The organism is Robertmurraya sp., assembly GCF_036676585.1.
In the GTDB taxonomy this organism is placed as follows: domain Bacteria; phylum Bacillota; class Bacilli; order Bacillales; family Cytobacillaceae; genus Robertmurraya_A.
The window spans coordinates 86,837-99,352 of sequence record NZ_JAKFCQ010000164.1; the positions used below are offsets into that span (position 1 = coordinate 86,837).

The following is a 12,516-nucleotide window of genomic DNA, read 5'->3' on the forward strand; positions in this document are numbered from 1 at the left end:
GGCTTATTCGACCCCAAGTATCAAATTCGTTACTTGCTCACGATTAGCTGAAATCATATCATCTGGTACATTTTGTCCGTTTGTAATGTAGGCCACACCGATATGACTGGTTTTCATCATATGGAGCATGGCACCATATGTAGATGTTTCATCAGCTTTTGTAAAAATAAATTTATTAATTTTTATTAACGAAAATTGTTTGTAAATATCAATCATGTCTTTTTGTTTGGCTGTTAAAGCTAACACAAGAAATGTTTCCATGTCATGTTCAAAATCAACAACCTTTTTTAAGTCCTCAACATATTGTTGATTCCGAAAGTTTCTGCCTGCAGTATCAATCAATACAATATCGTAGTCCTTAAATGCTTCACACGCTTGCTTGTAATCTTCCAGACTGTAGCAAACTTCTAATGGGACATTTAAAATTTTCGCATATGTTTTTAACTGGTCAATGGCTGCAATTCGATACGTATCGGTAGTGATTAACGCTACCCTTTTTTTATACTTAAGAGCACACTCAGCAGCAATTTTGGCTAACGTTGTCGTCTTTCCAACACCTGTTGGTCCGACAAGGTTTATATATTTTTTCGTAAAGGTAATCCCACCAAATGAGAGAGTACTTAACCGATCATATAATTCTTGGCGCAACCACTTATTTACTTCTCTTTCGTTTGCCCCCGAACCATTTGAATACCATTTTTGTAAAAGGGAAGAAATGAGTTCATCTCTTATGTGTTTTGGAACTTCCTGATCAAGCAACAGCTGCCCACACTTTTGTATAGGTTCTGGAAGAGGGAGATCTGGTTGCTGCTCCGTGATTGTTTGTAGCATCTTCTTTAAACCTGCAATTTCTGCAAGCATGTCTTCGTCAACCTTTATATCCCCTTCGCTAATCGGTTGTTTCGGTAAGGGCTTAGTGATAGAGGGTTCTGCATTCCTGATCGGTAATGGAATCACTTCTCTATCTACTATTGTAGGCATCGGCTTTACAATAGGCTTTACCTTTACCTTCGGCTGTTCAAATTGCATTTTTCTTTCGGCTTGAATCACTTCATCAATGGCCGCAATGACTTCAATATTTTCCTTTTTAAAAAAACCTAAGAATCCCCCGGTTGTGACAATCTTAGAATTTAAAATAACTGCATCGTTTCCAAGCTCCGCTCGAATCTGCTTCATAGCTTCAGGCATAGTCGGAGCTGTATATTTTTTTACCTTCAATCTATATTCACCACCCCAACGCTTTGTACTTCTACATTCGCTTCAAGCTCATTGTATGAGAGAATCGGTATCTGTGGAAAATATCGCTCTGTTAACTGTCTAACGTACATTCTTACAGCTGGTGAACATAGCACAATTGGCGATTGTTCCATAATAGATAACTGTTCTACCTGAGTAGCCAGTGATTCTAAAATAGATTGTGATACAGAAGGATCAAGTGCTAAGTAATTCCCATGCTCTGTTTGTTGAATGTTATCGACAATTAGCTTTTCAATTTTCCCCGAAACAGTCACCACTCGAATCGTTTGACCACCGGCACGGTATTGATTGGTAATTTGTCGCGCTAATGCTTGTCGAACGTATTCAGTTAGCAAATCGGTATCGGTAGTTACCTTTCCAAAGTCGGCAAGTGTTTCAAATATAATTGGTAAGTTTCTGACAGATACATTTTCACGAAGAAGCTTTCCAAGTACTTTTTGGATTTCACCTACTGTTAAAGGATTAGGTGTAACCTCTTCTACTAATATCGGATAGCTTTCTTTTAAATGATCGATTAACTGCTTCGTTTCCTGGCGACCCAGTAACTCATGTGCGTTGTTTTTTATTACCTCAGTAATATGGGTAGATACAACTGAAGGGGGATCGACGACTGTATATCCGAAAATTTCCGCTTGCTCTTTTACTTCCTCAGTAATCCATTTAGCTGGTAAGCCAAACGAAGGCTCTACCGTATCAATTCCCTCGATACTATCGTCATCAATGCCAGGGCTCATCGCTAAGTAATGATCCAATAACAGCTCACCTCTTGCCATTTCGCTCCCCTTAATCTTTAATCGATACTCATTTGGTTGAAGCTGAATATTGTCACGGATTCGCACAACTGGTATCACCAGACCAAGTTCAATTGCCAGCTGTCTGCGAATCATGACAATTCGATCGAGTAAATCTCCGCCCTGATTCGAATCAGCTAAAGGAATAAGCCCATAACCAAATTCAAATTCAATTGGATCTACATTAAGTAGACTTACCACACTTTCTGGCTTTTTCATTTCATCTGTCTGTATTTCTTCTTCCATTTCTTGAATCTCTGTGATGTCCTGCTTAGGAACTCTAGAGAACATATACCCACCAAATATTAAAAGTCCTGCGATTGGAATGGTTAATATATCTTCTATCGGCGTAAATAGACCAAGTATAAAGATTGTTCCACCGGTAATATATAGCATTTTTGGATAGGCCATTAACTGACCCGTAATATCTGTTCCTAAATTCCCATCTGACGCAGCTCTTGTCACAACAATACCTGTCGCAGTTGATATTAATAATGCGGGCAGCTGACTAACAATTCCATCTCCTACAGTAAGTAAAGAGAATTGTTTTGCAGCATCAGCTATTGGTAAACCAAGTTGAGTCACACCAACAACAATTCCGAAAATCAAGTTGATCATTACAATAATGATCCCTGCAATGGCATCTCCCTTAACAAACTTACTTGCTCCGTCCATCGCTCCATAAAAATCTGCTTCCCTACTAACTTTTTCACGACGATCTTTTGCCTCATGTTCAGATATCATTCCTGCATTTAAGTCTGCATCTATACTCATTTGCTTACCAGGCATAGCATCAAGTGTGAATCTTGCCGCAACCTCAGATACACGCTCTGACCCTTTTGTAATAACAATGAATTGAATAATAACAAGAATAATAAACACAACAATCCCAACAATTACATTTCCACCAACTACGAAAGACCCAAAGGTTTCAACCACTCCACCTGCTTCCCCATGTGTAAGGATTGCCCTTGTTGTTGATACGTTAAGCCCCAATCTATAAAGAGTTAACAGTAATAACAAGGATGGGAAAACAGAAAATTGTAGAGGTTCCTTCATATTCATACTATTTAACAGCACAATAAGAGCCAATGAAATATTCAGCATAATTAGTATGCTTAATAGCCATGTTGGGAAAGGGATAATGAGCATCGCGACAATTAATAATACGCCTACCACTACCGATAAATCTCGTCCTGACATCACTATCTCTCCTCAAGTAATACAATAATATCTTTATATCTTTTGCTTTGTTTTATAAACAAATGCTAGAATTTCTGCAACTGCCTTAAAAAACTCCTCTGGAATTGCTTCTCCAATCTCAGCTTGACTGTACAATGCCCTTGCTAATGGGCGGTTTTCCATCATAACGACATCATGCTCTTTAGCGATCATCTTAATTTTTTGAGCCATAAAATCTACTCCCTTGGCTACTACAAATGGAGCATCCTGCTTTGTTTCATCATATTTTAAGCAAATAGCATAATGAGTTGGATTCGTAATAACAACGTCCGCAGTTGGAACATCCTGCATCATTCTTCGCATCGCCATTTCACGTTGTTTTTGCTTAATTTTCCCTTTTATTTCGGGATTCCCTTCGATGTTCTTATACTCATCTTTTATATCTTGTTTAGACATTCGAATCTTTTTTTCAAAGTCGTATTTTTGATACATATAATCAAGTATGGAGAGAAATAAAAGGGCAGCAGAAGCAATTAGTCCCATTTGTACGGTTAAACCTGCTAACGTAACCATAGAAGCGCCTATGGATTTTTGTGACAGTATTAAGATGTCTTCTTTCCGATTCCAAAGTACAGCAAAGGTGACTCCACCGACAAAACTAATTTTCAACATAGACTTTAGTAGCTCTACAATCGCACGCATCGAAAAGATATTCTTTGCTCCCTTTATCGGATCAAGCTTCTCAAGCTTAGGCTGAATCGCTTCTGTCGAGAAAAGAAATCCGAACTGAGCAAAATTCGATGCGACACCAGCCACCATAGCTACTGCCATAATTGGTGCTAAAATAAGAACCATTTCACTAAGAATTTCGAGAAACATCATTTGAATATTGCTTTCGGTTATCTCTAGCTTCATATATTCTTGGAACGAATGTTGAAATAATCGAAAAATGATATCCTTTATATATCCACCTGCAAAGAAAAGGAACAAGAAAACAGCAAGTAAGACGACGGCTGTGTTCACATCCTGACTTTTAGCAACCTGACCTTTCTTCCGAGACTCCTGCCGTTTCTTTGGGGTAGCTTTTTCTGTTTTTTCCCCTGAAAAGAACTGTAAATCTAAACGAAGGGTTTTCAAGCTACAGACCCCCAATCAATTCCATTAACCCTCTCATCGTTGTTAACATTGTTTCAAATAGTGTTGCAACAGCACCCATTAATATACTCATTACAGCAATAAGAACAATAAAACCAACACCTAATTTTAAGGGAAGACCCACTACAAAAATATTTAGCTGTGGTACTGTCCTTGCTACAATTCCGAGGGCAACATCGACCAAAAAGAGGCTTCCAACAACCGGTAAAGATAATTGGAGGGCAACACCAAACATTTTTGAAATGGATGAAAGTATGTAATTAGGTATGCTTGCATCTCCTAATGGAATCCAAGCTTGCTCCAATGGAATAAATTGATAACTAAAATAAATTCCATCAAGTAAAAGATGATGTCCATTTAATGCCAATAAAAAGAACAATGATATCGTATATAAATATTGCCCCATTAATGGACTCTGCGTGCCCGTCTGAGGGTCAATAACATTTGCAATCGCCAACCCCATCTGGAAATCAATAAAGCCGCCTGCTATTTGGATGGCCGCCATAATGACATAAGCAATAAAACCTAACATAATACCAATCATTGCTTCTTTTATAATCAATAAAAAGTAAGCACCGTTTATTTCTAAAACCGGTGCATCAAATGTAAAAATCATAATCCATGACAAGAAAAACCCAAGACCGACCTTATGAGTAGTCGGAATCGAACGATAAGAAAATAATGGCATTAATAAGAAAAAAGATGTAACTCTTACAAACACTAATAAAAATGCCGGGAACGTTGGAAGAAAGTCTACCATAGGTTATCCCACATACCTTGTTAAATTAGTAAAGATTTCGTTTGCATAGGATAGCATATGACTTAGCATCCAAGGTCCAAAAAATACTAATCCTAGCAAAACTGCAACAATTTTTGGAACGAAAGCAAGGGTTTGTTCCTGAATTTGCGTCGTCGCTTGGAATATACTTACAATTAACCCTACTATTAAAGCCAATGCAAGCAAGGGACCACAAATCATTATGACCATCCAAATCCCCTGTTCAGCAATGGTAATTACACTATCTGGAGTCAATCCAATCACCTTCTTAGAAGCTATCTAGTAGTGATTTAACCACTAAGTACCAACCGTCTACTAAAACAAATAGCAATATTTTAAATGGCAAAGAAATCATAACCGGTGGAAGCATCATCATACCCATTGACATTAAGACACTTGCAACGACCATATCAATTACTAGAAATGGAATAAAAATCATAAAACCTATTTGAAACGCTGTCTTTATCTCACTGATTGCAAACGCTGGTACAAGAGTGGTTAAAGGAATATCAGCCACCGTTTCTGGTCGCTCAGCCTTTGAATATTCGAGAAAAAGAGCCAAATCCTTTTGCCTCGTATGTGCACTCATGAACTCTTTTAGTGGCAAGGAAGCTCTTGAATAAGCTTCTTCAAGATTGATTTCTTCATTAAATAAAGGTGTTAACGCTTGATCATTGACTTCTTGAAAGGTTGGCGCCATGATAAAAAAGCTTAAAAATAAAGCTAATCCAATTAACACCTGATTCGGTGGCATTTGTTGCGTAGCAAGCGCCGTTCTGACAAAGGAAAGAACGATTACAATTCGGACAAAGGAAGTCATCAGAACCAAAATACTAGGTGCCAAGGAAAGAACGGTAAGCATTAACAGTAGCCTAACTGAGGTAGACACATTTTCAGGATCGCTGCCGTTAAAAAACTCCATAAATTCATTCATCGCTTGTCTGACCCTTTCTTTTCCATTTCATCAAAAAGCTTTTTCCTCCCTTTAGAGAGTTCCTCAAGCTGAGCTTTTAACGTAGAGGAAAATGACGTTTCTTCCCTACTAGTACCTTGTTTTATATTTCGCGTTCTTTCAATTAACTTTGTCACAATATCGCTTGGTTGAACAAGCTGGTCCATACGATTGTTATAGTCTTCAATGATTTGACGTGCTTCTTCCTCATCATCGATCTCTTTTAGAAGCTTTACATCCTCGCCTACTCCTACCACTAACACACGATTGCCTATTTTCACAATTTGAATGGAACGATTGGTTCCTAGCGCTGTTCCACCTAAATTCTCCACAAGTTGATTACTTGAGAAGGAACGACTTCTTTTATTGATAAATTTTAATATTGCATACAATAATGCAATGACAAATATTGTTGCAAAAATCATTTTTAAGAAGTCCCAGAAGGTCAAACCAACAGTTGGTGTATTTTCATTATTATCAGTCGTAGTTTCCTCATTATTTTCTACTTCTTTCAATTGATCTTCACTACATTTGCTTTCGTCCTCTAAGCAGTCCTTAATACTGTTAAATTGCTCTGCGAAGGCTCCTTGATTGGAGCCCAGCAAAGCAATAAGTACTAGAAGCAACACTTTGAAGAATAACTTTCCTTTTTGCAATGCGCTGCACCTCTAATTTTAATTATTAACCAAGTGTCTTTGAGATAGCTTCAATTACACGATCCGCTTGGAAAGGTTTTACGATAAAGTCCTTTGCTCCCGCTTGGATTGCATCAATAACCATTGCTTGCTGACCCATAGCAGAACACATAATGACCTTTGCATTTGGATTAATTTTTTTAATTTCCTTTAATGCAGTAATTCCATCCATTTCTGGCATCGTGATATCCATTGTCACTAGGTCTGGGCTTGTCTCTTTGTATTTTTCAACTGCTTGAGCTCCGTCAGCCGCTTCTCCAACAACTTCATATCCATTCTTCGATAGTATGTCCTTTATCATCATTCGCATAAATGCAGCATCGTCAACAATAAGAATTTTATGTGCCATAAAAATTTTACCCCCAAAAGATTATCTTAATTTTTTTATTCGATCACTCTGACTAATGATGTCTGTTACGCGAACACCAAAGTTTTCATCAATGACAACAACCTCACCTTTTGCAATTAGGCGATTATTTACAAGAATATCCACTGGTTCTCCTGCTAGTTTGTCCAATTCAATAATTGAACCTGAAGATAACTCAAGAATTTCTTTAACTGACCGTCTTGTACGACCAAGCTCAACTGTTACCTGAAGAGGAATATCTAACAGCATATCAAGGTTTTTAGACTCTGATTGCTGAAGTGGTGGATATTGCTCAAAACTTGAAAAACTTGCTGGCTGAACATTTGGCTGTGCCCCGATTGAAGCATATGGTGACCCAAAATGCTGTGGTCCTTGTGGATACGCCTGACTTGGTGGCGCTTGGTAATAGCCTGGTGGTGGTACTTGGGCCCATTGCTCTTGGTTCGGATGAGCTTGTGTAGGTGGTTGCATTTGCCCACCATACCCTCCTTGCATTGGAGGTTGATGTGATGCATTAGGAATTGGTGTAGGTTCCACTAGGTCATTAGCCCTATTAGCATTCGTATCCTCTATTTTACCTGATTCCATTTCATTTGTGGGACTCGGATTTAACAATTCTTCCACTAGTCCTTTTGCAAATTCTAATGGTACCAATTGCATGATACTTGAGTCGATTAAATCTCCCACTTTTAGTCGGAAAGATATCTTTACTAACATATCATCGACTGGAAGTCTGTCTGTCCCTTCCCCTTCAAGTACATTTAATATGTCAATTGAAGGCGGTGAAATATCTACCTTTTTACTAAAAATGGTCGACATCGATGTGGCTGAAGATCCCATCATTTGATTCATCGCTTCTTGCACTGCACTTAATTGAATTTCTCCCATTAGATCGGCTGGTTGTATCCCATCCCCACCTAACATTAAATCAGCTATTATCGCTGCATCGGACTGTTGAATAACTAAAAGATTAGTTCCTGAAAATCCTTCTGTATAACTCACTTGTATCGCAACATATGGTTGTGGGAATTCCTCTGCTAGTCTACTCTTTGGTATGACAACTACAGTAGGTGTTGTAATATCTACTTTTTGATTTAGAAGAGTTGATAGTGCTGTTGCTGAACTACCAAACGAAATATTACCAATTTCCCCAAGAGCATCTTGTTCCATCGAAGAAAGATAATCTTCCACATTAATGGCTTCTTCTTCCGTAGCCATATCATTATCAGGTTCATCTGTTCCTCTTAGAAGAGCATCTATTTCATCTTGTGAAAGCATGCCATCACTCACCATCATCGTCTCCTCCCTTCAATGTGTCTAATACTTGCACTGCAAGCTTTTTATTTACTTTTCCTGGTTGAGCTAAGAATTTAGGTATATCTCCAACTTTTATCGTTAATGCTCCATCAATTGCCTGATTCAACTCAATCACATCACCTATATCTAGCATAAGGAAATCTTGGATGGAAATTTCCGAATGTCCAAGCTCTGCTGAAATAGGCACGGTAGCTGTTTGAATTCTTTTTTCTAATTGAGCAATCTCCTGTGGCTCTCTTTCCTTCTTTTCTGTTTGCATCCAATAGTGGACAGAAAGCTTTGGAATGATTGGTTCTAACACAACATGAGGAATACAAATATTGATCATTCCAGTTGTTTCCCCAATCACGGTATTAAGTGAGATTACGACAACCGTCTCATTTGGAGATACCATTTGCAGAAATTGAGGATTCACCTCAAACGCAGCTAAATAAGGATCAATTTCTGAAATCGTTGACCACGCTTCCTGTAAGTTTTCAAAGGATTTTTCAAACGTATTGGACATGATCTTTGTTTCGATTTCTGTTAAATTCTCTACTTTATTGATACTGGACCCTCTTCCACCCATTAGGCGGTCTAGCATGGCATAAGCAATATTTGGATTCACTTCCATTAGGATTCTTCCTTCAAGTGGCGGAACCTCGAAAACGTTTAAGATTGTCATTTTCGGAATGGAGCGAATAAATTCCTCATAAGGAATTTGGTCTGCTGATGCAACAGATATTTGCACATACGTACGTAATTGAGCAGAGAAGTACGTGGTTAACAAACGAGCAAAATTTTCGTGTATTCTCGTTAAACTACGGATTTGATCTTTCGAAAATCTTAGTGCTCTTTTAAAGTCATACACACGAACTTTCTTCTCGGATTGCTCCTTTTTTAACTCATCCGCATCCATTTCCCCTGTTGAAAGTGCCGATAGGAGAGCATCTATTTCACTCTGTGAGAGTACTTCACCTGACAAATTTCCTCACCTCCGTTCTTCCTCTCTAAGGTTGCAATTTTACTGGAGGAGAGATTCAGTAATATACACATGCTCTACTTTTCCTTCTTGCATGATCTCAGAAATCTTTGTTTTCAAGTCATTCTCCAGCTTTTGCTGACCTTCTTTACCTTTTAAATCCTCAGCTGTTTTTTCAGACAGCTCTAAAATAATGATATTTTTCACCTGGAAATCTCTTTTTTCTAATTCTTCTTTTGCTGTTACACTATCTGTTTGAATTTTGAATGAGATACGAATAAAGTCATTACTAGCAAGATTTGCTGTCATTTGCGGAATGTCTACTGACGCTTCTAACACTTCATCAATGGTTAATTCCTTTTCTTTATCTTCCCCAGTTACCTTAAGAATCACTACAACGGCTATGGCACCAACCAGTGTAATTGCGACTAGCAAGATTGCCATAATCATGACTAGCTTATTTTTCTTCATTTTCTTTATCCTCCACCTGAAGCCGTCCTAAAAGGTTGACAGATTGGTAAAACTTCTGTATTGCTTCATAAACTTGATCCTCTGCCTCTTTTACGACATATTTCCGCCCGTTTGAAAGCGTGATGGTCGTATCGGGAAAAGATTCGATTGTTTCTATATAAACAGCATTTAACATGAATGGTTTGCCATTTAGACGGGTTACTTTAATCACGGCTATTATTAGGGTTGAAAGTTTGGTCTCAACCCTATCCCTCCCTTAGCTTATCGTTTTAAGTTTACAAGCTCTTGTAAGATTTCATCTGAAGTTGTAATAATACGTGTATTTGCTTGGAATCCTCTTTGTGCAGAAATCATTTCAGTAAATTCTTCCGAGAGGTCAACGTTTGACATTTCTAATGTTCCAGCTGCGATTGAACCTCTACCTTCACCTGCAACATTAATATTTGCCACACCAGAGTTAATGGACTCTTGGAAAAGGTTTCCGCCAGCCTTTGTTAAACCTGATGAGTTGCTGAATTTAGCTAGAGCAAGCATACCTAGAGTTCTTACTAGACCGTTTGAGTATACTCCATTGATTTCACCAAGTGAACCGATGTTAAAGCTTTCTAGTGAACCTTCTGTGTTACCGTTAGGGTTAACTAGTGCGCTAGTTGAGCCTGCTACTTGTGTTAATTGTGAGAAATCTAGGTTAACATCGTTAATTGTAGTAGTTCCAATGGTAATATCAGTAGATCCACTTTGCGGGTCTACAGTACCTGAACTAAAATCTAGAGTCATTGTAGGCGTATCAAATGTGCCGTCAGCTAATTGAGCTGGCTTATTTACATAAACACCCCACTCATTATCACCTGTCTTTGCAAAATGAACATCGATTCTGTGGGCTTGTCCTGTATTATCTACCACTTGAACCTGTTGAGTAAACGGAGTTCCATTGCTAACTGAATTGCTCGCTAAATTACCAGAAATCGATATATTACTTGTAGTAACAGGTGGTAAAACAGCATTTACGTTAACTGCCACATCACCAAGCTGATTCGTAGCGTTTCCGTTTGCATCGACTGTGAATGCTTGTACTTTGTAGCCATCGCCATTCACTAATGTACCATTATCATCTAGATAGAAGTTTCCAGCTCTTGTATAGAACTGTGCATCTCCTTGATTCACCATAAAGTAGCCATCACCTGAGATCGCTAAGTCAAGTGAGCGACCTGTTGTTTGTAAGCTTGATTGTGTGTGAATTGTATCGATCGTTGCTAGTGTTGATCCTAGACCAACTTGTAATGGGTTTTTACCACCTCGGTTGTCTTGTGCTGCACTTGCCCCAGAAATTGTTTGATTCATTGTGTCTTTAAATGTTACACGACCTTTTTTGAAGCCATACGTATTTACGTTTGCAATATTGTTACCAATAACATCTAACTTAGTTTGGAAGTTTTTCATTCCACTAATTCCTGAATACATTGAACGTAGCATTATTTCGTTTCCCCTTTCATAGTAAGCTACTTCTATCGGTCAGTAGCTTGTTGGCCTCCATTTGGTCCAGCCAAAATATTTATTCTAAAATAATCGTTCCATTGATATTTGTAAAAATTTGTGTTGTTGCTTCCTGCCGATCCATAGCCGTTATCACTGTATTATTCTTTGCACTGATAATAAGGGCTGCATCCTGTAACAATACGAGCGAATCTTTGACACCCATTTTCTTCGCTTCATTTACTTTCTCTTGAATTTGACCCCACTTGGCCTCATCAATTTGAATTCCCCTTTGGGACATTCGTTCTTTTGCATGTTTACTTAACGTTAGTTTTTCTGGTTGTAATGCTTTCTGTAAATGCTGAGAGAAAGAGTCCGTGCTCGTAGGTTTAGATGTAACCGATCTTAGTGGATGGTTACTAATCGGCTGCGAATGAATCGGTCTAAACATAGACTTGTCCATTCAAACCATTCCTTTACGCTTCTATTTTTGTAATGCTTGTGCTTGACACACTCTCTCCATTTTCTAGCTGAAATAAAGATTTCCCGTCTTTAAAAGTAACGGATGTTACTTTGGCTTGCTTTACTTCATTGTTTTCAGAAGAATAAGTAACGGTTTTGCCTATCATCATACTTGCTTGTAAAAGCATGGTGTCACCTTTTGTATCGTTGATCTGCGAGATGTTTCCAGATGTTAAGCTCGTCCCGTCCTCTAATAGGAACTCTGCTATTCCATCAGTAAATTTTAAGGAGACAATTTTCCCCGTTCCTTGTTCAATTTCTGACGTACTGCCATCTTCAGATTCAGTAAGCTTATGCCAACTAACCTCTTTCCCAATGAATTGACTGTACGAAATCAATTGGTTTTGTTCTTGAGCGCTAACTAATGATTCAATTGACTTATTCATATTCGTCATTTGTTCAAGGCTCGTAAAGGTAGCCATTTGCGCAATAAAGTCCTTATCCTGCATTGGATTTAAAGGGTCTTGATTTTGCAACTGAGTCATTAAGATTTTTAAGAAATCATCTTTTCCTAATGAATCTGACCCAGTTTGACGCTGAGTAGCTTGATAGTTTGATAGTAAAAGGGATGAATTAATCGTGTTTGCCATTTGTT

15 protein-coding genes are annotated in these 12,516 nt (G+C 38.2%); all 15 read right to left on the bottom strand.

Translation table 11 applies throughout. The features are described 5' to 3' along the window. Positions 1 to 3 precede the first annotated feature (3 nt). The 15 genes from flhF to flgD all read right to left on the bottom strand — a co-directional run bounded on the left by flhF (position 4) and on the right by flgD (position 12,511). Positions 4 to 1,218 carry a flagellar biosynthesis GTPase FlhF gene (flhF, locus tag ACGLXV_RS20745; RefSeq protein WP_391560159.1) on the bottom strand — a complete coding sequence of 405 codons (1,215 nt, stop codon included), beginning with the start codon at positions 1,216 to 1,218 and terminating at the stop codon, positions 4 to 6. Continuing rightward, positions 1,215 to 3,251 carry a flagellar biosynthesis protein FlhA gene (gene flhA / locus ACGLXV_RS20750; protein ID WP_391560160.1) on the bottom strand — a complete coding sequence of 679 codons (2,037 nt, stop codon included), beginning with the start codon at positions 3,249 to 3,251 and terminating at the stop codon, positions 1,215 to 1,217. The genes flhF and flhA overlap by 4 nt, the downstream gene beginning before the upstream one ends. A gap of 33 nt (positions 3,252 to 3,284) precedes the next feature. Beyond that, positions 3,285 to 4,367: a flagellar biosynthesis protein FlhB gene (flhB, locus tag ACGLXV_RS20755; protein WP_119707553.1), complete on the bottom strand. Its 1,083-nt coding sequence runs from the start codon at positions 4,365 to 4,367 to the stop codon at positions 3,285 to 3,287. A gap of 1 nt (position 4,368) precedes the next feature. Continuing rightward, complete coding sequence (gene fliR, locus ACGLXV_RS20760) at positions 4,369 to 5,145, bottom strand: flagellar biosynthetic protein FliR (RefSeq protein ID WP_391560161.1); 777 nt, start codon at positions 5,143 to 5,145, stop codon at positions 4,369 to 4,371. Positions 5,146 to 5,148: 3 nt separating this feature from the next. After that, positions 5,149 to 5,418 (bottom strand): flagellar biosynthesis protein FliQ, encoded by a 270-nt coding sequence (fliQ, locus tag ACGLXV_RS20765; protein ID WP_119707551.1) that lies wholly within the window; start codon positions 5,416 to 5,418, stop codon positions 5,149 to 5,151. Positions 5,419 to 5,431: 13 nt separating this feature from the next. Then, a complete protein-coding gene (gene fliP, locus ACGLXV_RS20770; RefSeq protein ID WP_119707550.1) occupies positions 5,432 to 6,097 on the bottom strand; it encodes a flagellar type III secretion system pore protein FliP in 666 nt (221 codons plus the stop codon). Then, on the bottom strand, positions 6,094 to 6,771 hold the full coding sequence (locus tag ACGLXV_RS20775) for a flagellar biosynthetic protein FliO (protein WP_119707549.1): 678 nt from the start codon (positions 6,769 to 6,771) through the stop codon (positions 6,094 to 6,096). The genes fliP and ACGLXV_RS20775 overlap by 4 nt, the downstream gene beginning before the upstream one ends. 25 nt (positions 6,772 to 6,796) lie before the next feature. Next, the gene (cheY, locus tag ACGLXV_RS20780) at positions 6,797 to 7,159 is read right to left on the bottom strand and encodes a chemotaxis protein CheY (protein WP_066053291.1); all 363 of its coding nucleotides are present in this window, start codon (positions 7,157 to 7,159) and stop codon (positions 6,797 to 6,799) included. 21 nt (positions 7,160 to 7,180) lie between these two features. Then, positions 7,181 to 8,470, bottom strand: coding sequence for a flagellar motor switch phosphatase FliY (fliY, locus tag ACGLXV_RS20785; protein ID WP_391560189.1), 1,290 nt, complete (start codon positions 8,468 to 8,470; stop codon positions 7,181 to 7,183). Further along, positions 8,460 to 9,458, bottom strand: coding sequence for a flagellar motor switch protein FliM (gene fliM / locus ACGLXV_RS20790; RefSeq protein WP_119707547.1), 999 nt, complete (start codon positions 9,456 to 9,458; stop codon positions 8,460 to 8,462). Before fliM ends, fliY begins: the two co-directional genes overlap by 11 nt. 39 nt (positions 9,459 to 9,497) lie before the next feature. Further along, on the bottom strand, positions 9,498 to 9,926 hold the full coding sequence (gene fliL, locus ACGLXV_RS20795) for a flagellar basal body-associated protein FliL (protein ID WP_119707546.1): 429 nt from the start codon (positions 9,924 to 9,926) through the stop codon (positions 9,498 to 9,500). Continuing rightward, positions 9,913 to 10,137 carry a flagellar FlbD family protein gene (locus ACGLXV_RS20800; protein ID WP_251515710.1) on the bottom strand — a complete coding sequence of 75 codons (225 nt, stop codon included), beginning with the start codon at positions 10,135 to 10,137 and terminating at the stop codon, positions 9,913 to 9,915. Before ACGLXV_RS20800 ends, fliL begins: the two co-directional genes overlap by 14 nt. Positions 10,138 to 10,187: 50 nt before the next feature. Next, positions 10,188 to 11,399, bottom strand: coding sequence for a flagellar hook protein FlgE (locus ACGLXV_RS20805; RefSeq protein WP_391560162.1), 1,212 nt, complete (start codon positions 11,397 to 11,399; stop codon positions 10,188 to 10,190). A 79-nt stretch (positions 11,400 to 11,478) separates the two neighbouring features. Next, positions 11,479 to 11,862, bottom strand: coding sequence for a TIGR02530 family flagellar biosynthesis protein (locus tag ACGLXV_RS20810; protein WP_119707543.1), 384 nt, complete (start codon positions 11,860 to 11,862; stop codon positions 11,479 to 11,481). Between the two features lie 13 nt (positions 11,863 to 11,875). Continuing rightward, a complete protein-coding gene (gene flgD, locus ACGLXV_RS20815; protein WP_119707542.1) occupies positions 11,876 to 12,511 on the bottom strand; it encodes a flagellar hook assembly protein FlgD in 636 nt (211 codons plus the stop codon). Positions 12,512 to 12,516: the final 5 nt, after the last annotated feature.